Here is a 25,744-nt window from a genome sequence, read left to right as displayed (position 1 = left end):
CCTCCTCGTGCTGTGCAGACGTGCGGAACGCGATTCGGTCAGGAGCAGACGGTCGCGGTGGCGTCGGCCAGGATGCCGAGGCCGTGATCGAGATCCTCCTCGGTGATGGTGAGCGGCGGAAGCAGCTTCACCACCTCGTCGGAGGGTCCGGACGTCTCGGCGAGCAGGCCCTTGTCGTAGGCGAGCGCGGTGACCTTCGACGCCTTCTCCGCGTCGTCGAACACGAGACCCTGGACCATGCCGCGACCGCGGGTGCTCAGACCCTCGAAGCGGGCCGAGAGATCGATGAACGCGTCCTGGATCCGCTCGCCCTTGGCCAGGATCGACGCCTCGAACGCGCCGTCGGCCCAGTAGTGGTCGAGCGCGGCCTTGCTGGTGACGAAGGCCGGGCTGTTGCCGCGGAACGTGCCGTTGTGCTCGCCGGGACCCCAGACGTCGAGTTCCGGGCGCATGAGCGTCAGTGCCATCGGCATGCCGTAGCCGCCGATCGACTTCGACAGCGTGACGATGTCCGGCACGATGCCGGCGTCCTCGAAGGAGAAGAACGGCCCGGTGCGGCCGACGCCCATCTGCACGTCATCCACGATGAGCAGGATGTCGCGGCGCTTCAGCAGATCTGCGAGCCCGCGCAGCCACTCGGCACGGGCGACGTTGACGCCGCCCTCACCCTGGACCGTCTCGACGATGACGGCCGCGGGGCGGTTGATGCCGCTTCCCGAGTCGTCCAGCACTCGTTCCATCCACTGGAAGTCGTCCGTGGCACCGCCGAAGTAGTTGTCGAACGGCATCGGGGTCGCGTGGACCAGCGGGATGCCGGCGCCGGCGCGCTTCATGGAGTTGCCGGTGACGGACAGAGCGCCGAGCGTCATGCCGTGGAACGCGTTCGTGAAGTTGATGACCGAGGAACGGCCGGTGACCTTTCGCGCCAATTTGAGCGCGGCTTCCACGGTGTTCGTTCCGGTGGGTCCGGGGAATTGCACCTTGTAATCCAACCCGCGGGGCTCGAGAATGCGCGTGGTGAACGACTCGAGGAATTCGCGTTTCGCGACGGTGGACATGTCGAGACCGTGCGTGATGCCGTCCCGCATGATGTAGTCGACCAGTGCCTGCTTGAGCACGGGATTGTTGTGGCCGTAATTGAGCGCACCGGCTCCGGCGAAGAAGTCGAGGTAGCGACGGCCGTTCTCGTCGGTGATCCACGAACCCTGCGCGGTGTCGAACACTGCGGGCCACTGTCGGCTGTAGCTGCGGACCTGCGACTCGCGGGCCTCGAAGATGTCGGTGGTGGTGTCGGTCGGGGTGATGCTGGTGGTCATCGAGGTCCTTCGGGTGTGGTCGTCGGAAGTGTCGGCGAGCGTGCCGTCGAACGGGCCGACCGTGTAGAGGTCCTCCGGCTCGTGGCTGTCGGGAAAGTCCTTCGCTGCGAACAGATCTCGTCGGGTGATGGTGGTGTCGCGTCGTCGCGCCAGAGATGTGAAGAGGGCGATCGACGCGTCGTTGTCGGGGCTGATGGTGGTCTCGAGGAGGCGTGCTCCGCGTGGGGTGGTGCGGTCGATGAGGCCCTGCAGCATGCGCACGGCCAGGCCGTGCCCGCGCTGGTCGGAGTCGACCGCCACCTGCCAGACGAACAGGGTGTCGTCGGCGTCGGGACGGATGTATCCGGTGACGAAGCCGACCGGACGGTCGTCGGCGTCCACTGCCACGATCGAGGTGTCGGAGAAATCGCGGCACCACAGCACGTACGAGTAACTGGAATTGACGTCCAGTACTCGGGAGTCCCTCGCGATCTCCCACAATCGCGTCCCGTCGGCCACGCGTGGTGGGCGGAACGAGAAATCGATGTCGTCGGTCGGGGCGGCTCTCTGTAACACTGGCGTCATATTGCAGACGAACGTAACAAGGCTGACCGGACATGTCAGGCGCCCTCGTCGTCAGGCACGAGAATGGCACGCCTATCGCCAGTACGTTCGCCCCTTGTGAGTGTGGTCACACGACGATGCGTTCGTCGGCGACTCGGGGGCCTGCCGTGGCCCGCGGGAGGCGCGGGAACCCTCGCAGCGGCACCGCGGCGTGGGGCTGCTGTGACCAGTGTGAACAGGGTGATCAAGACTGAATGGTCTCGACGACGGTGAAATAAATGGTCAGAGCCCGGCGAGGCACCCACCGTTCCCGTTCGGTGATGGCTAATGTCCGGCACACTATGACTCCCACGGTCAGACTTCCCCGGCCCGCCCGACTGCGAGGCGCCGCTGCACGTGTCGGTGCAGCCAGCTCGACCCCCGTCGCGATGGTGCTCGCCGTTCTGCTCCCCACCGTGGCGGCCGGAGTGTTCTGGGTCTCGCAGACCGATCGCCCCGCCACCACCGGCACCGTTTCCGTCGCCGCCACTGCGGGCGGGTCCACGACGGACCCGCTCGCGTCGAGTCGGGCCGCCCTGACCAACACGGTCCTGCCGCTGCAGATCCTGAGTGGCGGTATGGCCGAGCTGTCCGACGGCAGCGTGGAGCTGGACGACGGCGCTCACCAGATGTCCGACGGCCTGCACCAGGCCCGCGACGGCTCGGCCGAACTCGCCGACGGCATGACCCAGCTCCGAGCCGGCCTCTGGCAGCTCGGTGACGGCTCGTCGCAGGTGAGCGGAGGAGTCGATCGCGTGGTGGGTGCGCTCACCGGCGTCGGAGCCGCGCAGGGCCAGATCGAACTGATCGTGCAGCAGACTCTCGACTCGCTCGCCGCGTCCACCGATCCGGGCGCCGCCGCGTCCGCGGATCAGCTGCGGCCGGTCCTCGACCTGCTGCGCACCCAGGGACTGAACGCCGGGGTGATGACCGACCTGCAGACGCTGCGCGACGGTGCGCGCACCGTGGCGTACCAACTCGACGACCCGTCCTCGGAGTTCGTCGACGGCATGGTGCGTGCCACCGACGGATCCGCGCAGCTGCGCGACGGCCTCGTCCTGCTCGACGACGGCGGGGTACGCCTCGTCGACGGCACCACGCGCCTGGTCGGGGGAGTCGGCCCGATGGAGACCATGTTCTCCACCCTGCGCACCAACGTGGAGAAAGCGTCCACCTCGCTGCCGGCAGCAGAGCGGATCGAACCCGACCCGGCCGGCGGCGGTACCTCGTACGTGGTGCAGTCCGCCTCGGACGCGTGGCCGTACCTCGCGGCGGCGTTCGCGCTGGTCGCAGCAGCGCTCGTCGGATTCTTCGTCCCGCGCGCCCGCGCCGCGGTCCTGGGGGCGGTGGCCACCGCGTCGACGATGGTGTTGGCCCTGACGTTCGCCGACACCGGCGCGAGTCTCTCGGGCTCGATGGTCTCGACCGTCCTGATCGGAGTCTGGGTCGCCGCGGTGGCCACCGCGGCCCGTGCACTGCGCACCGCACTCGGAGCCGTCCGTGCCGGAGTGGTGCTCGGGGTCCTCGGGCTCGTCCAGGTGGTGCTCGGCGGGCTGGTCCTGCGCGGGGTCGGTGGTCTGCCCGACACGGTCGGACTCTTCACCCCCCTCGGCCAACTGGTCCGGTCGTTGGAGAACGCCGCCGCGGGCGGAAGCGCCGTCACCTCGCTCGTGTCGGTGATCGCCGCACTGGTCACGGTGGCTGTATCGGTGGCCGTCCTGGCCGCGCATCGCACGATCGACGACGCGGAACCGGACGACCACGGCGCCGATGCGGCTGTCGAGAACGACGCCGACGAGGCCGACCGAACCGAGGACGACAGCGTCTCGTCCTCCGTACGCTAGGACCACCGGCCGGACGATCCCGCGGCAGGAATACCTGTCGGCGCCGGGTGGGCGGAGGAGCGTGACGTGCTGCTCGACGGAGCCAACGCACTGATCTACGGGGGCGGCGGTGTCGTCGGGAGCCGGCTGGCCGTCGCCCTGGCCCGCGACGGAGCGCGCGTGCACCTCGCCGGCCGCTCCCGGACGAAGATGCAGCACGTCGTCGACATCATCCGCGCGGACGGTGGCCACGCCGAGGCGGCCGTCATCGACGTGCTGGACGAGGTCGACGTCGACGAGTACGTGGACGTCGTCGCCGCCTGTTCCGGGAGTATCGACGTGTCGATCGACGTCATCATCCCTGGCCGGGCGTCGCGTTCGACCCACTCCGAAGCGTCGGCGCGTCGGCTCGATCGCACCGAGGTCGCGGATCTCGAACGTCCGGTCCTGGACGCGCTGCGTGCCCACTTCATCACCGCGCGGGCGGCCGCACGGCACATGGTGTGCCAGCACTCCGGTCTCATCCTCGTTCCGCGCTGCCTGCCGACCGCAGGCGACGCGGGGCTGGACGCGTCGTCGCTGGCCTCCGTCGTCATCGATCGGCTCGCCGCGCAACTTGCCGGCGACCTGGTCAGCACCGGGGTGCGCGTCACCGCCGTCGACACCGATCCGACGTCGGCCGACGAGACGGCCCGACGGCTGGTGGCCGCGGCGTCAGACGGCGATACGTAGCGCCTCGACGAGATCCCGGTACAGGGTGTCGGTGTCGAGCAGCTCGCGGTGCGTTCCCTTCGACCGGACACGTCCGCGCTCGAGCACGAAGATGGTGTCCGCGTCGATGACCGTCGACAGGCGGTGCGCGATGGTCACCACGGCACCGTGCACCGACAGGTCGCGGATGGCGTCGTGGATGGCGGCCTCGGTGATGCCGTCCACCTGCGCGGTGGCCTCGTCCAACAGCAGGATGTCCGGTGGGCGGACGATGGCACGCGCCAACGCGATGCGCTGACGCTCGCCGCCCGAGACCGCCGAGTCGCGCAACTCGGTGGCGAGACCGGCCGGCAACAGCTCGATCTTCTCGGCCAGCCGCACGCGTTCGAGTGCCGCCCACAGCTCGGCGTCGGTCGCGTCCGGGTGGGTGAGCCGGAGATTGTCGGCGATCGTGCCCGGCAGTGTGGGTGTGGCCTGCTCGACGTAACCGATGCGCGCGCGGATCTGACTGTGGGACAAAGCCGAGTACGGGACACCGTTCAGGGCGAGTTCGCCGTCCCGCGGTTCGAGGAAGCGCAGGATCAACGAGAACAGCGTCGTCTTGCCGGCGCCCGACGGCCCGACGACGGCGGTGTGGCCGCGCGACGGAATGCTCATGTCGATCGCGTTCACCGCGGCGCCCTCGTCGCCGTACCCGGCCGTGACCCGAGTGAGGGTGAGCGCCGAGACCTCCGCGCTCGCCGGCAGGTCCGCGACCGCGGTGGGCGCCTCCTTCTCGAGGTCCATCACCTGCACCTCACGAATGCGGGCCGCGGCGGCGATGCCGCGCTGCAGCTGCGAGACGTAGAGCGTGAGCTGGGCGACCGGGCCCACCAACTGGAACGCGTAGAGCAGGAACGCGACCAGGCTGGAGACGGCCAGCGCTCCCGAGCTCACCCGATACGCGCCCACGCCGAGCACTGCGATGATGGTGAGCTGGATCCCGGAACCGGTGATGGTCCACGCCCAGGCCTCGAGACGCACTGCCCGGATACCGTAGGACGCCGAGACGCGGGCCTCCTCGATGACCAGCTCGCTCGAACGACTCTCCGCCCGACTGGCCTTGACCGTGCGAACGGCGCGCAACGCGCCCTCCAGGATGCCGCCGAGCCGACCCATCGCCTCCTGTGCATTGCGTTGAGCGCGAGCCACCTTCGGCATGAGGAACCCGGCGGCGACACCGATGAGACCGATGCCGAGCAGAGCCGTCCCGAGGAGGGGGAGGTCGAGGGTCGCCATGAGCACGATGACACCCACGATCGCGATGCTGCCGTTGACGATCTCGACCAGCGCCCAGGACGACGCCTCGCGGAGCAGCATCGTGTCGGACGTGACCCGCGTGAGCATCTCGCCCGCGGGACGAGCGGTGACCGCCGGGATGGTGGCGCCGAAGAACCGCCGCACCATCGATGATCGCGCCTCGAGCACGACGCGTTCGGCCATGGTTCCCAGGAGCAGGCGTTGAGCCAGACCCACGATGATCCCCACGACGAGGAGCCCGACCAACAGGACGATGGCCGACCGCGTGGCGCCCGGGACGTCGAAGGAGTCCAGCAGTCGCTTGGTGACCAGCGGAGTGGCCAGGGACGACGCGGTGACCAGCAGACCGAGGAGCAGACCGAACCGGAACAACCGGCGATGCGGGCGGATGAAGGTCCAGAGGAGGCGGAGATTGGGGAGCCGACCTGGTGCATCGGGAGTAGCTGTCGTCACCTCGTCACACTAGTCGCGCGCCGACAGACACCCCTTCTGTCGATCCTCCGGCCTACCCGGCCGGCCTCCGGCCTACCCGACCACCCGCGGCCGGCCTCCGGCCTACCCGCGACCGATCAACGCGAACGGAAGCACCGCATCGGCCCCCGCCTGCCGGAGCGCCCGCGCCGCCATGGTGAGCGTCCACCCGGTGTCGGTGGAGAGATCGAGCAGCAGGACGGGTCCGCGATGCGCCGTCAGATCGGGTGCCTCGAAGGCGTCCACCAATGAGGCGACGCGGAACGCGGAGTTCGCGCCCGAGACGGGCCGGGCATCGGGCCGACGGTGCAGAACGCCCAGTGGCTCCAGCCTGCCGACCCTCGCCAGACGCTCCCCGAGGTCGTTCAACAGCGCCGGTCGGGAGTCGCTCTCCATGACCATCAGCCCGGTGGGCCGCTCGTCCCACGTCCACTCCGCGAGGACCTTGATGCACGCGGCCTCCAGCCCGTCGGGTGCCGGACCGTCCTCGCCGTCCGTCAGCGCGCGCAGGCGTGGTCCCCACACCGGGTCGGTGAGACGGCCGAGGATGCGGCCGGTCTCCGGGCCGTCGGTGATCTTCCCCGACAGCTCGACGCCGACCTTCTTCAGCCCCGTCGGCCACTGCTTGCGGATGGCGAGGTCCAGCCCGGGTCGATCGAGACGCCGCCGGGTCGACTCCACGTGATCGGCCGACACGTCCGCGGAGAGGTGCTGACCGGTGCAGTTGTCGCAGCGCCCGCACCGGTCCGCCTCCGCATCCCCGGTGAGGGACGGATCGTCGAGTTGCCGGCGCAGGAACGCCATCCGGCACTCGTCGGTGCTCTGGTACTCGATCATCGCGCGCTGCTCGGACAGCCGTGCCTCGTCGAGTCGTTCGTAGCGCTCCCGGTCGTAGTGCCAGTGTTCCCCGGTGCCGAGCCAACCCCCCTTGACCCGCCGGACGGCACCGTCGACGTCGAGGACCTTGAGCACCATCTCGAGCCGAGTGCGTCCGAGCTCGACGAGCGGTTCGAGAGCCTGGGTGGACTGGGCGCGCTCGGTGTCCAGCACCTCGAGCACCCGACGTACGACGTGCTCGCGAGGGAAGGCGACGGACGCGAAGTAGCTCCAGATCTCCCGGTCCTCCGGACCGGGCAGGAGGACGACGTCGGCGCGCTCCGTGGCGCGTCCCGCGCGGCCCACCTGCTGGTAGTAGGAGATGGGCGACGACGGTGCACCCACGTGCACGACGAACCCCAGATCGGGTTTGTCGAAACCCATGCCCAACGCCGAGGTCGCGACGAGCGCCTTCACACGGTTCTGCAGCAGATCCTGTTCCGCCGCTTCGCGTTCCGTCGGATCGGTCTGGCCGGTGTAGGCGGCCACCTCCATTCCTCGATCGCGCAGCAGCGCCGCGAGGTCGTTGGCTCCCGCGACCGTCAGCGAGTAGACGATGCCCGAGCCGGGCAGGGTCTCGAGATGGTCGGCGAGCCAGGCTATGCGCGCCGTCGGATCGGGGATGGTGACCACGGACAGGTGCAGCGACTCGCGCTGGAGACCGCCACGCAGGACGGTGGTGTCGGCCCCGCCGACACCGAGCTGTGCCGCGACGTCCTCGACCACCCGATCGTTCGCGGTGGCCGTGGTGGCGAGAACGGGGACCCCCTCGCGCAACTCGGCGATGAGCGACCTGATGCGGCGATAGTCCGGCCGGAAGTCGTGACCCCAGTCGGAGACGCAGTGCGCCTCGTCCACCACGACGAGCCCCGCGTCCGCGGAGAGCGAGGGCAGCACCTGATCGCGGAAGTCCGGATTGTTCAGCCGCTCCGGGCTCACCAGCAGCACATCCAGTTCACCGGCCGCGACGCGTGCGTGGACGTCGTCCCACTCGGTGACGTTGCCCGAGTTGATGGTGGCGGCGGTGACCCCGGCGCGCTCGGCCGCCGCGACCTGGTTGCGCATGAGCGCGAGCAGAGGCGACACGATGACGGTCGGTCCGAGCCCCTGCTCGCGCAGCAGGCGTGCGGCGATGAAGTACACGGCCGACTTTCCCCATCCTGTGCGCTGCACGACGAGTGCGCGTCGATGATGGACGACGAGCGCCTCGATCGCCGTCCACTGGTCCTCACGGAGAACGGCATCGGGGCCGGCGAGGTCGGTCAGCAGCTCCTGTGCGCGCTCACGGGTACTCATGCGTCACGCGTCCCGGCGAGGGCCCGGTCGACCTCGGTGACGGTGGGAGCCGAGGACCCCGCGCCGTCGCGCGTGGTGGCCACGGCCCCTGCCGCACACGCGCGCCGAACCGCGGCGGCGGGGCCGTCGCGCCACGCGGCGGCGAGCGTGCCGGCGAAGACGTCGCCGGCGCCCGTGGTGTCGACGGCCTCGACGGCGGGCGAGGGATGGGCGGTGACGACGCCGTCGGCGCCGTGATGGCGGGCACCGTCGGCCCCCAGCGTGGTGACCACGTGCGGAATGCGGGCGAGTGCGTCGACCCCCAGGGCTTTCTCCTCGTCGCGGTTGACGATCGCGACGTCGACGAGACCCAGCAGATCGTCGGAGAGCGGTTGCACCGGTGACGGATTGAGGAACACGAGCGTGCCGTTGGCCCGCGCGTGTCGCGCCGCCGCGACGACCGTCGCGACGGGCGTCTCGAGTTGGCACAGCAGGACGTCGGCTTCGGCGACGGCAGCCAGTTCCTCCGCCGTGAGCTCGGTCAGGGTCTCGTTGGCACCGCCCACGACGACGATGGAGTTCTCCGCGGCGTCGTCGACCGTGATGACAGCGACGCCACTCGCGCCCTCGACCTCGCGCAGCAGCGACGCGTCGACCTCGGCCCCGACGAGGGTCTCGCGCAGTTCGAGCGCGAAGGTGTCGGAGCCGACTGCTCCGACGAAGACCACCTCGGCGCCGGCCCGAGCGGCGGCGACCGCCTGATTGGCGCCCTTGCCGCCGGGGGAGGTGCGGAACGCGCTGCCGAGGACCGTCTCACCCGGTGCGGGCAGCGTGGGGGTGCGGGCGACGAGGTCCATGTTGATGCTGCCGACGATGGTGATGCGGGGACGTGCGGTGTCAGGATCGGCCATGGTGCACGACACTAACGGGTGGTTCGGACACCCGAGCCGTCTCGACGAGCGGGCGGCCAGTCCACGAACGACTTGCTCCGCGGCGGCGCGAACGTGCGCACCTTGGACGTGCGGAGACCCTGCCGGACCAGCCCCTCGGCGACGGTGATCGCCGCGGTCACCCCGTCGACGACGGGAACGTCGACCCTGGCCCGCACGGCGGCGTCGAGACCGGACATTCCGCCGCATCCCAGGACGATCACCTCGGCTCGGTCGTCGCGCACCGCGCGCTCCGCCTCGTCGACGACGGCGCGCACCGCCGCGTCGGGATCACGGTCGAGGTCGAGCACCCCGAGGCCGCTGGCGCGGACCGACGCGCAGCGGGTGTGCAGGCCCGCGACGAGCAGTCGGTCCTCGATCAGCGGGACCGTGCGATCGAGGGTGGTCACCACCGAGTACGAACGCCCCAGGAACATCGCGGTGCTCGCCGCGGCCTCGGTGATGTCGACGACGGGAACGTCGAGCAGCTCCTGCAGGCCCTCGCGGCCGTGCTCGCCGTAGCCGGCCTGCACGACGGCGTCGAACGGTTCCGCGTACGCGCGGACGGTCTCCATGACCGCGACGGCGGCGAGGTACGACTCGTAGTTGCCCTCCACCGACTCGGCCCCGAACGCCGGCGTCAGCGCGACCACGGTGGTGCCCGGCGACGCGATCTCGCGGGCGCGCGCACCGATGGCCTCGGTCATGGATCGCGTCGTGTTGACGTTGACGACGAGGATGCGCACGGCAGCTCCGGAGTTCGACGGGAACGGGGTTCGGCGTCGCTCAGAGTAGACCCGCTCCGCAGGCCGGAAGATATATCGCGAACTCGGTTACGTTGGCAGCGCACGAGCGTGAACCGAACGAGAGGACCGGACCCACACCATGGCCGAACTGTTCTGCAACGGAGGCGCCATGCGTGGCGGCAACCTGCACCACAACGTCTCCAGTCACACCTTCCTCGGCTCGGTGCGGACGGCGCCGAACTACCGGTTCTTCGCGGTGCGCGACGAGTTCCCCGGCCTGCTGCTGACCGAGACCGGTGGCGCCTCCATCGCCGGTGAGCTGTACGACGTCCCGATGGAGAACATCCGCACCGACTTCCTGCCGGAGGAGCCCGTCGAACTCGAACTCTCGGTCATCGAGCTCGCCGACGGACGGTCGGTGATGGCCGTGGTGCTGCGACCGGGCCTGGTCGACTCGCTGTCCGCCGAGCTCACCGAGATCACGGATCTCGGTGGGTGGCGTGCCTACCGCGGGCTTCCCGATCCGGACGAGACCGTCTCTGCGGGAGCATGAGTCGTGTCCGCCGCTGCTGACTTCCTCCTCTTTCCCGATCTCGCCTCGCGCGCTCTGGGCGGGTCGGTGAGCGCCGCCAACGACGAGTTGTTCGCGCAGCGCGAGAACCTGATCAAGCCGACGGCGCCGTTCTTCGATCCGTCGGAGTTCGGCCACAAGGGCAAGGTGTACGACGGCTGGGAGACCCGCCGCCGACGCGACGACGGGCACGACTGGGCTCTCGTGCGGCTGGGTGCGGCGGGCATCGTGCACGGCGTCGTCGTGGACACCGCGTTCTTCCGCGGCAACTATCCGCCGTTCGTGTCGGTCGAGGCCGCGTCCGTCGAGGGCTACCCCTCGGCCGAGGAACTGTCGACGGTGCAGTGGCACACCATCGTCGAGAAGTCGCGGGCCGACGGCGACACGGCGAATCTGTATCCCGTGACCGACACCCGTCGCTGGACCCACGTCCGGTTGTCGATCTATCCGGACGGGGGAGTGGCGCGGTTGCGGGTGCACGGCGAGGTGGTGCCCGACCCGCGGTTCCTGACCGGAACGGTCGATCTGCTGGCGGCGGAACACGGTGGGCGGCTCGTGGAGTGCTCGGACGCGTTCTACGCGTCTCCGGCCAACATCATCCTGCCCGGCCGTGCTCGGAACATGGGTGAAGGGTGGGAGAACTCGCGTCGGCGAGGCGGCGGAAACGACCACGCGACGTTCGCTCTCGCTGTCGCCGGGGTGCCGCGGCACGTGGAGGTCGACACGTCGTACTACGTCGGCAACGCCCCGGGCTGGGTGCGACTGAGCACCGTCGACGATCGGGTCGCCGACGTCGCGGATCCGTCCGCGTGGGCCGAGGTCCTGCCGCGCACGGCGGTCCAGCCCGACACGCGGCACCTGTTCCTTCTCGACGGCGCCCCTGCCGCAACACATCTGCGCCTCGACGTCTACCCGGACGGGGGTCTGTCCCGGCTGCGGTTGTTCGGCGATCCGGACGAGCGTGGCCGCGTCGACGCGCGCGCCGCCTGGTGGGACGGGCTTCCCGCCGAACACCGCGCACTCCTCGCCGAGCAGGCCCCGGCATGAGCGCGTGGGATCTCGCGTTCCGCGCGCGCCGTGCGGTCGTGACCGCGGCCGACGGTTCCCGTACCGAGACGGCGTGCACGGTGGGGGTGCGGGACGGCCGCATCGTCGCCGTCGTGGGTCACGACGATCCGGTCGATGCGGACGTCGTCGTGGACCTGGCCGACGACGAGGTACTGCTCCCGGGCCTGGTGGACACCCACGTGCACGTGAACGAGCCCGGTCGCACCGAGTGGGAGGGTTTCGCGAGTGCGACGGCCGCCGCGGCCGCCGGGGGCATCACGACCCTGATCGACATGCCGCTCAACAGTATTCCGTCGACGGTCTCCACCGACGCACTCGACGTCAAACGAGCGGTGGCCGAGCCCGAGGCTCGCATCGACGTCGGCTTCTGGGGTGGCGCCGTACCCGGCAACGTCCCGGACCTGCGCGCGATGCACGAGGCCGGTGTCTTCGGCTTCAAGTGCTTCCTGCTGCACTCGGGTGTCGACGAGTTCCCGCCTCTCTCGCCCGACGAGCTCGAGGAGGCGATGCGGGAGATCGCCTCGTTCGACGGACTGCTCATCGTGCACGCCGAGGACGCGCAGATCATCGCCGACTCCGAGAACGCCGGCGGCCGGGACTACGCAGGTTTCCTGGCGTCGCGACCGCGCGCCGCGGAGAACACGGCCATCGCCGACGTGATCGCCGCGTCGCGGCGGACGGGATGCCGCGTCCACATCCTGCACCTGTCGAGTGCCGACGCCGTGCCGCTCGTGGCGGCGGCGAAGAAGGACGGTGTGCGGATCACTGCCGAGACCTGCCCGCACTACCTGTCGTTCGCGGCGGAGGAGATCGCGGACGGGGCGACCCAGTTCAAGTGCTGCCCGCCCATCAGGGAGGCCGACAACCGGGACGCGTTGTGGCAGGCGTTGTCCGACGGCGTGATCGACACGGTGGTCACCGATCACTCGCCGTGCACCACGGAGCTCAAGCGGTTCGACATCGGCGACTTCGGTGTCGCGTGGGGCGGCATCGCCTCGCTGCAGGTGTCCTTGGCCGCCGTGTGGTCCGAGGCCCGTCGGCGTGGGCACTCTCTCGCCGACGTCGTCGGGTGGATGTCCGCGGCGACGGCTGCTCAGGTCGGACTGGAGAGCAAGGGCGCGATCGCGGTGGGCAAGGACGCCGACCTGGCGGTGTTCGCACCGGACCAAGAGTTCGTCGTGCACGCGGAGGATTTGAGGCACAGGAATCCGGTGAGTGCGTACGACGACCGCACGGTGACGGGCTGTGTGCGCTCGACCTGGCTCGCCGGACGACGCATCGATTTCGACGGTCCACCGCAGGGAAGGCTGCTGACGTGCGGCTGATTGCAGATTGTTGACAATCGGACGATCGTCCTCGACAGTGAGGGCATGACTGCAGCAGCATTCGTGCCTCGAACAGCCGACGCCTCCACCAGTGCTCACACCGCTCGGCTGTCGCCCGCCCTGAAGCAGGCCACACCCATCGTCGTGGATCACGCGTCGGGAAGTTGGATCACCGGGACCGACGGGCGCCGCTACCTCGACTTCACCACGGGTATCGGCGTGACCAGCACCGGACACTGCCATCCGCGCGTGGTCGCGGCGGCGCGCGAGCAGGTCGGCAAGATCATCCACGCGCAGTACACGACCGTCATGCACACGCCTCTGCTCGAGTTGACCGAGAAGCTCGGCACCGTCCTGCCGGTCGGCCTGGACAGCGTGTTCTACGCCAACTCGGGGTCCGAGGCCGTCGAGGCGTCGATTCGTCTGGCGCGCATGGCCACCGGCCGCCCGAACATCATCGCGTTCCACGGCGGCTTCCACGGTCGCACCGTCGCCGCGGCGACACTCACCACAGCCGGGACCAAGTTCCGGTCCGGCTTCGCTCCGATGATGGGCGGCGTCCACATCGCGCCGTTCCCGTACGCGTTCCGGTACGGCTGGGACCTCGACACCGCGGTGACCTTCGCCTTGCGCGAGCTCGACTACCTGCTGCAGACCGTGTCCGCCGTCGCCGACACCGCGGCGTTCATCATCGAGCCGGTCCTGGGCGACGGTGGTTACCTTCCCACCCCGCCGGCGTTCCTGGACGGACTCCGAGAGCGAGCCGATCGGCACGGCATCGTGCTCATCGTGGACGAGGTCCAGGCGGGAGTGGGCCGCACGGGGAAGTTCTGGGGTCACCAGTTCTCCGATTCCACCCCGGACGTTCTCATCACGGCCAAGGGTCTCGCCAGCGGCTTCCCGATCTCCGCGATCGCCGCCTCGACCGCCCTCATGAGTACCGCCCTGCCGGGATCGCAGGGCGGCACCTACGGCGGGAACGCGGTGGCCGCGGCGGCCGCCGTCGCCACGCTCGACGTGGTCGAGGACGAGGGCCTGGTGGAGAACGCCCGTCTGCGCGGGGAGCAGCTTCTCGGAGGACTGCGTGAGATCGCGGCTCGGCACGACGAGATCGGAGATGCCCGCGGGCTCGGTCTGATGGCGGCATTCGAGTTCGTCGACGACGCCGGGGACGCCGATCCGGGCGCCGCGCTCGCTCTGCAGAAGGCAGCTCTGGACCGCGATCTCCTGTTGTTGACGTGCGGTGCGCTGGGCAACGTGGTGCGCATCATCCCGCCCCTCGTGGTGACGCGGGACGAGGTCGAGCTGGGACTCGAGCGCATCGCGGAGGCGTGCGACGCGGCGCTGGGAGTTCGGTCGTGACGACGACGGTCGACCGACCCGTGCCGGTGGCCGATCGCAGCATTCTGATCGGTGGTCGATGGCGGGACGCGGTGGACGGCCGCACGTTCGACGTCGAGAACCCTGCCACCGGCGAGACCATCGCGCGCGTCGCAGACGGGGGGCCTGCCGACGCCGCTCTGGCGCTCGATGCCGCGAGCGCCGCCCAGTCTGCGTGGGCGGCGACGTCGCCGCGGGAGCGGAGCGTCGTGCTGCGCCGTGCGTTCGACCTCGTGGTCGAGCGGACGGAGGACCTCGCCGCCGTGATGACCGCCGAGATGGGCAAGCCGCTCGCCGAGGCGCGCGGCGAGGTCGCCTACGCAGCCGAGTTCCTTCGCTGGTTCTCCGAGGAGGCCGTCCGCATCGCCGGCGATCACACCCTGACCGGCGACGGGTCGACGCGCATGGTGGTCACACGAGTACCGGTGGGACCGTGTGTGCTGGTGACGCCCTGGAACTTTCCGCTGGCCATGGGTGCCCGCAAGATCGGGCCCGCTGTGGCCGCCGGATGCACCATGGTGTTCAAGCCGGCCGAACAGACACCGCTCACCTCGCTCGCTCTGGCCCGCATCTTTCAGGAGGCCGGACTGCCGGACGGCGTCCTCAACATCGTCACGACCTCGGACGCGGGTGGCGTCGTCGAACCGTGGTTGCGCAGCGGTGTGGCTCGGAAGCTGAGTTTCACGGGCTCCACCGCCGTCGGCAGGCTGTTGCTCGGCCAGGCGGCGTCCACCGTCATGCGGACGTCGATGGAACTGGGCGGGAACGCGCCCCTCGTCGTCTGTGCGGACGCCGATCTGGGGACGGCGCTCGACGGAGCCATGATCGCCAAGATGCGCAACATGGGGGAGGCCTGCACCGCCGCCAACCGGTTGTTCGTCCATCGGTCCGTCGTCGACACCTTCGCGGAGCAGCTGACCGCGCGGATGGCCGAGCTGACCGTGGGAGACGGTGCGCACGAGGGTGTCCGGGTCGGCCCGCTGATCGATGCGGAGGGCCGCGCGAAGGTGCAGCGCCTCGTCGACGACGCGGTGAGACGCGGGGCGCGAGTCCTGACCGGCGGTGCCACGCCGGAGGGGCCGGGATACTTCTACCCTCCGACGGTGCTGGTGGACGTTCCACCCGACGCCGAGATCGTGCACACCGAGATCTTCGGGCCGGTCGCCGCGATCATCACCTTCGACGACGAGGACGAGGTGGTGCGCATCGCCAACGACACCGAGTGGGGTCTCGTGGGCTACGTGTTCACTCGTGACGTCGACCGGGCCTTCGATCTGGGCGAGCGTCTCGAGGTGGGCATGGTCGGTCTCAACACCGGGCTGGTGTCCAACCCCGCGGCACCCTTCGGCGGGGTCAAGCAGTCCGGACTGGGACGTGAGGGCGGGCGTCTCGGCATCGACGAGTTCCTCGAGGTGAAGTACTTCGCCGTGCCGCGTCGGCCGGGGCGGACGCTGTGACGGCCACTCGACGGCTGACGCCTCTCGACGCCCGCACCACGTCGATCGTCATCGCGGACCAGTTGCGCGAGCGCATCATCGACGGATCGTTCGCACCGGGGGAGCAGGTCCACGAGGCGACGGTCGCGACCGAACTCGCCGTCTCCCGCGGACCCGTTCGCGAGGCGCTGCAGCGGCTGAGTCAGGAGGGGCTGCTCGTCTCCTTCCGCAATCGCGGCGTCTTCGTCGTCGAGCTGGGTGAGTCCGACGTCGCCGAGATCTACCAGGCGCGCGCGGCCATCGAGATCGGTGCCGCGTTCACCGTTCTGCGGCGTGGTGACTCCGGACGCGTCGCGGACGCGTTGTCGCGCATCGTGGTCGAGATGCAGCCGGCCATCGACCGGGGCGACTGGCGGTCGGTGGCGGAGCGGGATCTCGCGTTCCACACCGCACTGGTCGCGGCGACGGGCAACAGCCGGATGGGCCGGATGTACGCGACGCTCGCCGCCGAGGCCCGCATCTGCATGGCCAACCTCGAGACCGCGTACCACCGGCCCGACGCGTTGATCGAGGAGCACACGCTGCTCGTCGATCTGCTGCGAGCGCAGGACTGGGCCCGGCTCGAACCTGCTCTGCGCGAACACATGGACACCGCCGTGCACGATCTGACGGCGTCGCTACGTGAGTCGGCGGAGACCGCGTAGTCACTCGCGCTGCGCCCGTGGGTGCGAGCACCTACGCTCGCTCCAGAAACCCGGATAACCTCGAAACTGTCAGGGGTACAGCATGATCGACACGATCAGTACGGCCGAACACAGCTCCCGCCTCGCTGCCGTGCGTGCCGTCATGGCCGAGCGGGGTCTCGCGGCGCTCATGATCACCGATCCGTCGAACATCTACTATCTGACGGCCTACAACGCCCTGTCGTTCTACACCCCGCAGGTGCTCTTCGTGCCGGCCGAGGGCGACATGCTGTTCTTCGCCCGCACCATGGACGCGCACGGCGCCTCACGCACGTCGTGGCTTCCCGACGACCAGGTGTTCGGCTATCCGGAGACCCTGGTCCAACGGCCGGACACCCATCCCTTCGTCTGGGTGGCCGACACGCTGCGCGGACTGAGCCTGGTCTCGAACTTCGAGCACGGCCAGGTGGGGCTCGAGATGGACTCCTACTACTTCAGCCCGAAGGCGTTCGAAGCACTCGTGAAGTGCCTGCCGGAGTACCGGTTCGTCGATTCGCGTGAGCTGGTGAACTGGGTGCGATCGGTGAAGTCGGACACCGAGATCGAGCTGATGCGCGGGGCGGCGGCGATCTGCGAGAGCGCCATGGCGACCGCGATGGACGCGATCGCCGTCGGTGTGCGCCAGTGCGACGCCGCCGCGGCGATCTCCGCGGCGCAGGTGCGCGGCACGGACGACTTCGGCGGCGACCACCCGGCCATCGTTCCGATGCTGCCCACCGGTGAGGGTGCGGACACCCCGCATCTCACCTGGACCGACCGGCCGTTCCGGGACGGGGAGTCGACCGTGGTGGAACTGACCGGGGTGTTCCGCCGCTACCACGTCCCGATGGCGCGGACGGTCTCGCTCGGGCGACCGGACCCGCGCATGGCCGGTCTCGCCGCCGCCACCGACGACGCACTCGGAGCCGTGCTCGCGGAGATGAGGCCCGGAGTGCAGACCAGTGACCTCGCGGCGACGTGGAACCGTGAACTGGGCCGGGCGGGATTTCACAAGCCTTCCCGCATCGGGTACTCGATCGGCATCGCGTACGCGCCGGACTGGGGCGAGCGCACCATCAGCCTGCGCAGCGACGACGCCACGATCCTGCAGCGCAACATGACGTTCCACGTCATCGGCGGTATGTGGCTCGACGGTTACGGATACGAGGTGTCCGAGTCAGTGGTGGTCACCGACACCGGTATCGACACCTTCACCGCCTACCCGCGATGCCTGACAGTCAAGGAGTGACGGACATGCACGCACAGACGTACGAGACGACCACGCTTCCGTGGGCGCTGCGCACCGATCACCTCGTCGGGTCGATGATCGACTCGTCGACCTCGCTGCTCGCCGCGCAGAAGCACGACATCGTGCGCTTCGCCATGGGATCGCCCGCCGCCGAGGCGGTTCCGCACGCGGCGATGGCGGAGATCGCGGGCCGGGTCCTGACCGCAGATGCCTTCGACTACGGTGCGACAGAGGGTGATCCGGCTCTGATCGAGCAGCTGGTGGCCTTCTGCGACGCCTTCGGTGAACCGACGTCTCCCGATCGGTTGGTCATCACGTCGGGTGGCATGCAGGGGCTCGATCTCGCGTGCACGCTGTTCGTCGACCCCGGCGATCTGGTGATCGTCGAGAGCCCGACGTACACGAACGGCACCGCGACCGTGCTCAGCTACGGTGGCGACATCCTCGAGGCGCCGATGGATTCCGACGGGCTGATCGTCGAGGCGCTTCCCGAGTCGGTCGCCCGCGCGGGCCGACTGCCCACGATGATCTACACCATCCCGACGTTCCAGAATCCGTCCGGGACGACCATGTCGCTGCCGCGCCGACTGGCGCTCCTGGAACTCGCCCGCGAGTGGGGCGCCGTGGTGCTCGACGACGACCCCTACGGCCACCTCCGCTTCCAGGGAGATCCGGTTCCGAGCCTGCGAGCGCTCGCTCCCGACGACCCGCTCGTGTTCTCCGTACGCACGTTCTCGAAGCTCATCGCCCCCGGTCTGCGCGTCGGGTGGGTGGACGCGGACCCCGCCGCTCGCCGGTTGATCATCAACGCGAAGCAGGCGATGGACACGTGCACCAACGTGCCGAACCAGCGGATCGTGGCCGAGTTCCTGCGACAGGGACTGCTCACCGAGCACCTGGCGTCCCTCGCGGACATCTACCTGCCCCGCAAGATCGCGATGCAGACGAGCCTGGAGCGGCACCTCGGTGGGAGGGTGCGCACCACCGATCCCGAGGGCGGTTTCTTCCTGTGGGTCACGCTGGTGGGTGACGACGCCGCTGTGGACACGCGGCGGCTGTTCGAGATCGCACTCGCGCACGGTGTCGCCTTCATCCCGGGTCCGGCGCTGTCCGCGAACGGCCTCTTCGGCGATGCGATGCGACTGTGCTTCGCGTCCTCGACGCCCGAGCGCATCGACGTCGGGGTGCAGCGGTTGGCGGGTGCGCTGGACGCGGCCCGAGCCGAACTGTGACGGCGGCAGACCTCCAGCAGGATCGCGCGTCGACCGACGTCGCGACGGTCGAGCGGATCACGAGAGCGCTGATCGACGCCGGTCCCGACGAGTCCGCCGTGGTGGCCGAGATCTGCCGCATCGCAGAGAGTCTCGGTCTGCAGACCGTCGTCACCGACGCGTCGCCGGGGCGGCCGAACGTCGAGGTGGTCCTTCCCGGCGAGCCCGGCCCGGGCCTGCTGTTCCTCGGGCACTCGGACGTGGTGCCCGCCGGGGAGGGCTGGAGCGGGAACCCGTTCCGCTCGCGGGTGCACGACGGTCGGATCGTGGGACGCGGCGCCTGCGACATGAAAGGTGGTCTCGCCGCGGTACTCGCCGCGATGGGGTCACTGGCCCGGCGCGGTGTGGTCCCGGCGCGCACCGTGACACTCGCCTGCGTGGTGGACGAGGAGGACACGGGCCTGGGCATCCGGGCATGGGTGTCCGACCGTACCGACCAGACCGGCCGGCCTCCGGCCTTCACGGTCGATGGCGGCCGGCCTCCGGCCTTCACGGGATGCGTCGTGGCGGAACCCACGGCCGGCACCGTGATCGTCGGGTGCCGCGGAGCGGCGAACATCGTGCTCACCGTCACCGGTCGGAGCGCGCATGCCGGCCGGCCCGAGAACGGTCGCAGTGCCGTGGTCGCGGCGGCCCGCGTCGTGGGCGAGATCGACGGGCTGCACGCGGAACTGGCCACCGTGCCGCACCCGGTGCTCGGCGCCGCGTCGTGGAACGTCGGCCGGATCGACGGTGGGACCGGACCGTCGATCGTCGCGGGCCGCTGCCGGCTGGAGATCGATCGTCGCCTGCTGCCGGACGACGACGTGGACGCCGTCGTCGCGGACCTGCTCCGCCGGGCCCGCCTCGTCACGGATCTGGACGTCGACGCGTACGTCGAGATGGAGATGCCGGGATTCCTCACCGACGAGTCGAGCCCGCTCGTCGAGTCGGCGCTGGCGGCGCTGCGCTCCACGGGTGCGCCGGACCCGTCGACCGCGGTGTGGACGGCGTCCTGCGACGGGGGGTTCGTCGCCCGTGACCTCGGAGTGCCCACCATCGTGCTGGGTCCCGGTGATCTCGAGGCGCAGGCCCATCAGCCCGACGAGTCCGTGGACCTGCTCGAGGTCGCTCGCCTCTCCCGGGCCTACGCTCGACTGATGACGGAGCAGCGACCGTGAGCCCCTCCCGCACGAACGGCGGAGCGAGGCCGATCATCACCGTCCTGCACGACGGACTCCTTCCCGACCGGGTGCAGGAACTCGACACCTCGTACGAGGTGCGGCATGCCACCGCCGACACGTTCGGCGATGCGGTTGACGGCGCGCAGGCGGTCCTGCTGTGGGACTTCTTCTCGTCGGCGCTCCGGGACCAGTGGTCGCGCTGCTCCGCACTCGAATGGGTGCACGTCGCCGCAGCAGGGGTGGACAAGCTGTTGTTCGACGACCTCGCGGCGTCCGACGTCGTGGTGACCAACGCGCGCGGGGTGTTCGACGTGCCGATCGCCGAGTTCGTGCTCGTGTCCGTGCTCGCTCTGGCGAAGGACGTGCGCGGCACCGTCGAACTCGGCCGACAGGCGCGATGGTTGCGCCGGGAGACCGAGAACATCGCGGGGCGTCGAGCTCTGGTGATCGGAACGGGCAGTATCGGCCGGGCCACGGCGCGCATGTTGCGTGCCGTCGGTATGGACGTCGCCGGGGTCGGACGGACGGCTCGCACGGGTGATGCGGATTTCGGAACCGTCCACGCCAGTACGGATCTCGCGTCGGTGGTACCCGGCGCCGACTACCTCGTTCTCATCGCACCGCTGACACCGTCGACACGGGGCATGGTCGGCCGCGACGTTCTCGCGGCGGCCGATCCCGGGGTGCGCGTGATCAACGTGGGTCGTGGCGAACTGCTCGACACCGACGCGCTGGTGGACGCTCTGCGCAGCGGCCACGTCGGGGGAGCTGCCCTCGACGTGTTCGACACCGAGCCGCTGCCACCCGAGCACGTGCTGTGGACCCTCGACCACGTGCTGCTGACCGCACACATGAGCGGTGACACCGTGGGGTGGCGCGACCGGCTCTACTCCGGTTTCGCCGAGAATGCCGAACTATTCGCGGCCGGCCGACCGCTGCGCAACGTCGTCGACAAGTCCCTCGGGTTCGTCGCCGGGTGACCCGGTGACCGCGGGCGTCCGGTCGTATCCCTTGCGGTCGTAGATCGCGATCACCAGAGCGCCGAGGACCAGGCCGATGACGAGCCCGAGCAGCGTCATGCCGAGTCCGTGGGCGAGACCCGAGTTCCAGCGTGAGTCGAAGTAGAGGATCGAGCGCACGGCGAGATACACCTGATGCATCGGTTCGAATTGCGCGAGCCACCCGAAGAGCGCAGGTGACGCCTGGATCGGGATGGTGGCGCCGGCGGACGGCAGGCCCAGGATCACGAAGACGACGAGGTTGAGGATCAGCCCCGGAGTGCCGAAGATCGACAGCACCGACACCGCGGTGATCCCGACGGCCGAGATCGCCAGCACTCCGAAGAGCCACAGGCCCAGCGCATTCGGGATCGGCATGCCCAGTGCGGTGGCGATCGCGACGTAGAGACCGGACACCACGAACCCGATCACCACCATCGTGAGCCATTTCGCGGCGAGCACGCGCAGGCGACTGTCGGTGGATCGGCGACGCTGCAGGAAGGTGGGGCCGAACTCGAGCGGCACGAAGCCGAGTGCGCCGTCGACGAGAGCGCTGGCGATCATCGCGCCGGTGAAGCCGGCGAGCACGAGCAGCAGGGCGTAGTAGAAGGCGGACAGCCCGAGCCCCGTGCCGTCCGGAAGTGGGTCGTAGGGAGTGACGACGATGTCGACCGGCGCAGCCAGTGTGAGGGCCGCGGCCCCGGAGAAGGTGGCGCCCGCGGGCAGTGCCTCGGTCACTTGCGTCGTGAGTCGTTCTCCCAGAGTGCCGTTCGCGGAGTCGAGCGCCGTGTCGCCGATGGTGGTCATGAGGGAGGAACCGAGTGTGCCGGCACGCGGATTGGTCATGATCGTCACGATGGGTCGCTCGATGTCGCCCGCCACGGCGGAGGCCTGCGTCAGGATCGACACTCGTTTGGTGAAGTCGCTCGGCACGACGATCGCGCCGTAGACGTCGCCGTTCGCGAGGAGGTTCTGCGCCTCCGCGATACCGACCTGCTTCAGATCGATCTTCTCCGCGTCGATGCCGTCCGCGATGCCCTGGCCGATCTGCTGCCCCAGGTTCGCCTGCTCACCGTTCGGCAGCACGTCGCCCTCGTCGCTGACCACCAGTGCCACCGGGAAGTGGCGGAGGTTCTCCTTGGGGTCGAGGATGCCGCCGAGGTACAGCGCCGCGAGCAGCGACATGACGACGGAGACCGCGACGACCGGCAGCACCCAGGTGGTGGGGCGCCGGAATGCGGGCGCAGCGGCTTCGGGGGACATGGCGGGCCTTCCGTCGGCAAGTTCTCGGTGACCGATACACATCTGTATCGTCTCGTTCGATACGATAGTGCATCATGGCGGCGACTTCAGGCAACGTGACCGCGAGAACAGGCAGGACCGCCACTCGCAGCAGAGCACAGACTCGCGAGCGAGTGCTGGACGGCGCCCTCGAGGTGTTCGTCGAACGGGGTTTCGGGCGATCGACCCCGGAACAGATCTGCGAGCGAGCGGGATTCACTCGCGGAGCGTTCTACTCGAACTTCTCGTCGATGGACGAGGTCTTTCTCGAACTGTGGACGCGACAGGCGTCGGGACTGATCACGCGGGTACGCGGAGTGGTCGACGCCCTGGAGTACGACGCGTCCGACGGGCGGTCCTTCGAGGAGATCGTCGTGGCAGCGCTGAGCGGACTGGTCGGCGACGTGTCGTGGCACGTACTCATGGCGGAGTTCGGCGCCCACGCGGCGCGGAACCCGGGGCTGGCGGCCGTGGTGACCGGGCACCGGGCCGCGCTCCGTGACGCCCTGCGTCCCATGATCGTTCACGGTCTCGCGACCCACGGGCGCGAGGTGGCGGTGGACGACGACACCCTCGGTCGGGGTGTCGTCGCCGCCTACGAAGGAGCGATGGCCCAGGCGATGATCGAGCCGGCCAACCCGGTACCCGCGCGACTCGCCCTCGAGCTCGTGGCCGCGGTCATATGGTCGTTCTCGCGCGAGCGCTGACTCAGAACGCCCGCTCGTACTGCGGAGGTGTGGCCGGGGTGATGTCCGAGCCGAGCTCGCGTGCCGCACGACGGGCCCAGTAGGGGTCGCGCAGCAGTTCGCGCGCCAGGAACACGGCCACGGCCTCGCCGGACCCGATGATGTCCTCGGCCTGCTTGGGCTCGGTGATCAGTCCGACAGCGGCCGCGGGGATGCGCGTCTCGCTCTGGATGCGCCGGGCGAACGGCACCTGGTAGCCGGGTTCGACGGGGATGGACGCCTTCGCGACGTTGCCACCCGTGGAGACGTCGACGAGGTCGACACCATGATCCTCGAGCTGCTGGGTGAGCAGGACGGTCTGGTCGGGCGTCCAGGCCTCGGAGTCGACGCCACGCTCCTCGCCGGTCCAGTCGGTCGCGGACACGCGCACGAAGACGGGCTTGTCGGCCGGCCACACCTCGCGGATCGCGTCGACCACGCGCAGGGTCAGGCGGATACGACCCTCGAAGCTGCCGCCGTACTCGTCGGTCCGGTGGTTGCTGGCCGGGGACAGGAACTGGTGCAGCAGGTAACCGTGCGCCGCGTGCACCTCGGCCACGTCGAAGCCGGCGGCCAGCGCGCGTACCGCGGCGGAGCGGAAGTCGTCGACGACCTTGTCGATGTCCGCGGTCGTCATCTCGCGCGGAGCCGGGTAGTGGCCGAACTCGACAGCGCTGGGTCCGACCGTCTCCCAGGCGAGGGAGTCGTCCGCCGCCAGCGGCTTTCCACCACGCCACGGTGCGTCGGTGGACGCCTTGCGACCGGCGTGGGCCAACTGGATCGCGGGCACACTGCCGTGCTGCCGGATCTCGGTGACCACCTCGGCCAACGCGTTCGCCTGCTGGTCGTTCCAGATGCCGAGGTCCCACGGCGTGATGCGGCCCTCCGGGCTCACCGACGCCGCCTCGGTCATCACCAGGCCGACGCCGCCGACGGCACGCGAGACGAGGTGAGTCCGGTGCCACGGTGTGACCGCGCCCGTCGAGGGTCCCTCCGCGTCCGCCGAGTACTGGCACATCGGCGACATCCACACCCGGTTGGGGAAGGTGACCTCACGCAGGGTCAGGGGCTCGAACAGCAGGCTCACAGTCATCTCCTCGTCTCGTCCTACACGCGCGCCGTCCACGACGACAGCGCTCAGGATGAACGAACAATCGGGCCGGGCGATCATTCCCGTCGGCCGGATCGTCCCGGGTGCGCTCGGGCGTACGGGCTGGTGGGAGCGTGACCTACCCTGGACGGCGTGACTGCCACCACCAGCGCCGAGGTGTCCACCCCCGATGCTCTCGAAGCGGACGTGCACGCCGCTGCTGCCCGCGCCCGGGTCGCCGCGCGCGCGCTCGCTCTGCTGACGACCGCGCGCAAGGACGACGCGCTGCACGCCGCGGCGGACGCCGTCCTGGCCTCCGCCGACGCGATCCTCGCCGCCAACAGCGAGGACCTCGCACTCGCCGAGGCGTCCGGCACCCCGCCCTCGCAGCTCGACCGACTGCGGCTGACCCCCGACCGCATCGACGGCATCGCCGCCGGACTGCGCCAGGTGGCGTCTCTGCCGGATCCCGTGGGGGAGCTCCTCGAGGGTCGGACCCTGCCCAACGGACTCGAGATCCGGCAGCTCGCGGTGCCGCTCGGCGTCGTCGGCATGATCTACGAAGCCCGGCCCAACGTCACGGTCGACGCGTTCGGGCTCACTCTCAAGTCGGGCAACGCCGTCCTCCTGCGGGGGTCGTCCTCCGCCGCGCGATCGAACGCCGCGTTGGTGGGCGTTCTGCGGGCGGCCCTGTCGGCGCTGGACCTTCCCGCCGACGCCGTCCAACTCCTGTCCAGCGAGGATCGCGCGACGGTCACGCACCTCATCCGGGCTCGCGGACTCGTCGACGTCGTCATCCCGCGCGGTGGGGCCGGCCTCATCTCGGCGGTGGTGCGCGACGCGACGGTGCCCACCATCGAGACCGGTGTCGGCAACTGCCACGTCTACGTGCACGCGTCCGCGGACCTCGACATGGCCGAGCGCATCCTGCTCAACGCGAAGACACGTCGAGTGAGCGTGTGCAACGCCGCAGAGACGGTGCTGATCGACGCCGCCGTGGCCGACGTGGCGGTGCCGCGTCTGGTGCAGGCGTTGTCGGACAACGGCGTACGTGTCCACGGCGATCTTCCCGGTCTCGTTCCGGCCACCGAGAACGACTGGGCCGACGAGTACCTCTCCGACGACATCGCCCTCGCCGTCGTCGACGACCTGGATGCCGCCGTCGCGCACATCGACAGGTACGGCACGGGACACACCGAGGCGATCGTGGCATCGGATCTCGCTGCCACGCGTGCGTTCTCGGCTCGGGTGGACGCAGCGGCCGTCATGGTCAACGCCTCCACCGCGTTCACCGACGGTGAGCAGTTCGGCTTCGGAGCCGAGATCGGCATCTCCACCCAGAAGCTCCACGCCCGCGGCCCCATGGGGCTGCGGGAACTCACCTCGACCAAGTGGATCGTACAGGGCGACGGGCACATTCGGCCGGCCTGACCCGCT

21 protein-coding genes and 1 pseudogene are annotated in these 25,744 nt (G+C 69.8%); 14 read left to right on the top strand and 8 right to left on the bottom strand.

Annotated features, from left to right (window positions below):
* Positions 1-38: 38 nt before the first annotated feature.
* Positions 39-1,316, bottom strand: a complete 1,278-nt coding sequence (gene ectB / locus QRN16_RS08615) for a diaminobutyrate--2-oxoglutarate transaminase (protein ID WP_027505675.1) — start codon at positions 1,314-1,316, stop codon at positions 39-41.
* A gap of 60 nt (positions 1,317-1,376) precedes the next feature.
* Positions 1,377-1,880, bottom strand: a pseudogene (gene ectA, locus QRN16_RS08610) (diaminobutyrate acetyltransferase); the annotation flags it as partial.
* Positions 1,881-2,200: 320 nt separating this feature from the next.
* Between ectA and QRN16_RS08605 the strand changes: the two are divergent.
* Complete coding sequence (locus QRN16_RS08605; protein ID WP_285185684.1) at positions 2,201-3,742, top strand: hypothetical protein; 1,542 nt, start codon at positions 2,201-2,203, stop codon at positions 3,740-3,742.
* Positions 3,743-3,808: 66 nt separating this feature from the next.
* Positions 3,809-4,453 (top strand): SDR family NAD(P)-dependent oxidoreductase, encoded by a 645-nt coding sequence (locus tag QRN16_RS08600; RefSeq protein WP_222649350.1) that lies wholly within the window; start codon positions 3,809-3,811, stop codon positions 4,451-4,453.
* Here QRN16_RS08600 and QRN16_RS08595 read toward each other — a convergent pair.
* The 4 genes from QRN16_RS08595 to QRN16_RS08580 all read right to left on the bottom strand — a co-directional run bounded on the left by QRN16_RS08595 (position 4,436) and on the right by QRN16_RS08580 (position 10,028).
* On the bottom strand, positions 4,436-6,184 hold the full coding sequence (locus tag QRN16_RS08595; protein ID WP_027505676.1) for an ABC transporter ATP-binding protein: 1,749 nt from the start codon (positions 6,182-6,184) through the stop codon (positions 4,436-4,438). The two genes, QRN16_RS08600 and QRN16_RS08595, sit on opposite strands and share 18 nt — an antisense overlap.
* Before the next feature lie 102 nt (positions 6,185-6,286).
* Positions 6,287-8,374: a RecQ family ATP-dependent DNA helicase gene (locus QRN16_RS08590; RefSeq protein WP_285185683.1), complete on the bottom strand. Its 2,088-nt coding sequence runs from the start codon at positions 8,372-8,374 to the stop codon at positions 6,287-6,289.
* Positions 8,371-9,264: a PfkB family carbohydrate kinase gene (locus QRN16_RS08585; protein WP_222649347.1), complete on the bottom strand. Its 894-nt coding sequence runs from the start codon at positions 9,262-9,264 to the stop codon at positions 8,371-8,373. The genes QRN16_RS08590 and QRN16_RS08585 overlap by 4 nt, the downstream gene beginning before the upstream one ends.
* 11 nt (positions 9,265-9,275) lie before the next feature.
* Positions 9,276-10,028 (bottom strand): aspartate/glutamate racemase family protein, encoded by a 753-nt coding sequence (locus QRN16_RS08580; protein ID WP_027505679.1) that lies wholly within the window; start codon positions 10,026-10,028, stop codon positions 9,276-9,278.
* A gap of 139 nt (positions 10,029-10,167) precedes the next feature.
* Between QRN16_RS08580 and QRN16_RS08575 the strand changes: the two genes are divergently transcribed.
* The 10 genes from QRN16_RS08575 to QRN16_RS08530 all read left to right on the top strand — a co-directional run bounded on the left by QRN16_RS08575 (position 10,168) and on the right by QRN16_RS08530 (position 21,193).
* On the top strand, positions 10,168-10,581 hold the full coding sequence (locus QRN16_RS08575; RefSeq protein WP_027505680.1) for an allophanate hydrolase-related protein: 414 nt from the start codon (positions 10,168-10,170) through the stop codon (positions 10,579-10,581).
* A 3-nt stretch (positions 10,582-10,584) separates the two neighbouring features.
* Positions 10,585-11,646, top strand: a complete 1,062-nt coding sequence (alc, locus tag QRN16_RS08570; protein ID WP_056445855.1) for an allantoicase — start codon at positions 10,585-10,587, stop codon at positions 11,644-11,646.
* Positions 11,643-12,992 (top strand): allantoinase AllB, encoded by a 1,350-nt coding sequence (gene allB / locus QRN16_RS08565; RefSeq protein WP_285185682.1) that lies wholly within the window; start codon positions 11,643-11,645, stop codon positions 12,990-12,992. Before alc ends, allB begins: the two co-directional genes overlap by 4 nt.
* Positions 12,993-13,037: 45 nt before the next feature.
* Positions 13,038-14,354 carry an aspartate aminotransferase family protein gene (locus tag QRN16_RS08560; protein WP_285185681.1) on the top strand — a complete coding sequence of 439 codons (1,317 nt, stop codon included), beginning with the start codon at positions 13,038-13,040 and terminating at the stop codon, positions 14,352-14,354.
* Complete coding sequence (locus QRN16_RS08555; RefSeq protein ID WP_051613385.1) at positions 14,351-15,829, top strand: NAD-dependent succinate-semialdehyde dehydrogenase; 1,479 nt, start codon at positions 14,351-14,353, stop codon at positions 15,827-15,829. The genes QRN16_RS08560 and QRN16_RS08555 overlap by 4 nt, the downstream gene beginning before the upstream one ends.
* Complete coding sequence (locus QRN16_RS08550) at positions 15,826-16,512, top strand: GntR family transcriptional regulator (RefSeq protein ID WP_231476313.1); 687 nt, start codon at positions 15,826-15,828, stop codon at positions 16,510-16,512. The genes QRN16_RS08555 and QRN16_RS08550 overlap by 4 nt, the downstream gene beginning before the upstream one ends.
* 82 nt (positions 16,513-16,594) lie before the next feature.
* Positions 16,595-17,779, top strand: coding sequence for a M24 family metallopeptidase (locus QRN16_RS08545; RefSeq protein WP_285185680.1), 1,185 nt, complete (start codon positions 16,595-16,597; stop codon positions 17,777-17,779).
* 5 nt (positions 17,780-17,784) lie between these two features.
* The gene (locus QRN16_RS08540; RefSeq protein WP_027505687.1) at positions 17,785-19,011 is read left to right on the top strand and encodes an aminotransferase-like domain-containing protein; all 1,227 of its coding nucleotides are present in this window, start codon (positions 17,785-17,787) and stop codon (positions 19,009-19,011) included.
* Positions 19,008-20,210, top strand: a complete 1,203-nt coding sequence (locus QRN16_RS08535) for a M20 family metallopeptidase (RefSeq protein WP_285185679.1) — start codon at positions 19,008-19,010, stop codon at positions 20,208-20,210. Before QRN16_RS08540 ends, QRN16_RS08535 begins: the two co-directional genes overlap by 4 nt.
* Positions 20,207-21,193 carry a D-2-hydroxyacid dehydrogenase gene (locus QRN16_RS08530; RefSeq protein ID WP_285185678.1) on the top strand — a complete coding sequence of 329 codons (987 nt, stop codon included), beginning with the start codon at positions 20,207-20,209 and terminating at the stop codon, positions 21,191-21,193. Before QRN16_RS08535 ends, QRN16_RS08530 begins: the two co-directional genes overlap by 4 nt.
* On the opposite strand, the gene QRN16_RS08525 is transcribed toward QRN16_RS08530, so the two are convergent.
* Positions 21,128-22,474, bottom strand: a complete 1,347-nt coding sequence (locus QRN16_RS08525; RefSeq protein ID WP_285185677.1) for a YhgE/Pip domain-containing protein — start codon at positions 22,472-22,474, stop codon at positions 21,128-21,130. The two genes, QRN16_RS08530 and QRN16_RS08525, sit on opposite strands and share 66 nt — an antisense overlap.
* A 74-nt stretch (positions 22,475-22,548) precedes the next feature.
* Here QRN16_RS08525 and QRN16_RS08520 point away from each other — a divergent pair, with 74 nt between their 5' ends.
* Entirely contained in the window at positions 22,549-23,199 is a 651-nt protein-coding gene (locus QRN16_RS08520) for a TetR/AcrR family transcriptional regulator (protein ID WP_082544536.1), read from the top strand.
* Position 23,200: 1 nt separating this feature from the next.
* Here the strand turns inward: QRN16_RS08520 and QRN16_RS08515 are convergent, their stop codons facing one another.
* Positions 23,201-24,304, bottom strand: a complete 1,104-nt coding sequence (locus tag QRN16_RS08515; RefSeq protein WP_285185676.1) for an NADH:flavin oxidoreductase/NADH oxidase — start codon at positions 24,302-24,304, stop codon at positions 23,201-23,203.
* Between the two features lie 156 nt (positions 24,305-24,460).
* Here QRN16_RS08515 and QRN16_RS08510 point away from each other — a divergent pair, with 156 nt between their 5' ends.
* Complete coding sequence (locus QRN16_RS08510; protein ID WP_222638430.1) at positions 24,461-25,738, top strand: glutamate-5-semialdehyde dehydrogenase; 1,278 nt, start codon at positions 24,461-24,463, stop codon at positions 25,736-25,738.
* Positions 25,739-25,744 lie beyond the last annotated feature (6 nt).

The organism is Rhodococcus sp. MEB041 (assembly GCF_030208955.1).
Lineage (GTDB): Bacteria > Actinomycetota > Actinomycetes > Mycobacteriales > Mycobacteriaceae > Rhodococcoides.
Note: the sequence above shows the minus strand (reverse complement) of the source record. Positions and strands in the feature narration are given on the sequence as shown.

What these genes read in the sequence shown, in the direction of transcription:
- ectB (WP_027505675.1), bottom strand. Translation starts at nt 1,316, where the DNA reads ATGACCACCAGCATCACCCCGACCGACACCACCACCGACATCTTCGAG.
- QRN16_RS08590 (WP_285185683.1), bottom strand. Translation starts at nt 8,374, where the DNA reads ATGAGTACCCGTGAGCGCGCACAGGAGCTGCTGACCGACCTCGCCGGC.
- allB (WP_285185682.1), top strand. Translation starts at nt 11,643, where the DNA reads ATGAGCGCGTGGGATCTCGCGTTCCGCGCGCGCCGTGCGGTCGTGACC.
- QRN16_RS08605 (WP_285185684.1), top strand. Translation starts at nt 2,201, where the DNA reads ATGACTCCCACGGTCAGACTTCCCCGGCCCGCCCGACTGCGAGGCGCC.
- QRN16_RS08540 (WP_027505687.1), top strand. Translation starts at nt 17,785, where the DNA reads ATGCACGCACAGACGTACGAGACGACCACGCTTCCGTGGGCGCTGCGC.
- QRN16_RS08560 (WP_285185681.1), top strand. Translation starts at nt 13,038, where the DNA reads ATGACTGCAGCAGCATTCGTGCCTCGAACAGCCGACGCCTCCACCAGT.
- QRN16_RS08545 (WP_285185680.1), top strand. Translation starts at nt 16,595, where the DNA reads ATGATCGACACGATCAGTACGGCCGAACACAGCTCCCGCCTCGCTGCC.
- QRN16_RS08575 (WP_027505680.1), top strand. Translation starts at nt 10,168, where the DNA reads ATGGCCGAACTGTTCTGCAACGGAGGCGCCATGCGTGGCGGCAACCTG.
- QRN16_RS08520 (WP_082544536.1), top strand. Translation starts at nt 22,549, where the DNA reads ATGGCGGCGACTTCAGGCAACGTGACCGCGAGAACAGGCAGGACCGCC.
- QRN16_RS08525 (WP_285185677.1), bottom strand. Translation starts at nt 22,474, where the DNA reads ATGTCCCCCGAAGCCGCTGCGCCCGCATTCCGGCGCCCCACCACCTGG.
- QRN16_RS08585 (WP_222649347.1), bottom strand. Translation starts at nt 9,264, where the DNA reads ATGGCCGATCCTGACACCGCACGTCCCCGCATCACCATCGTCGGCAGC.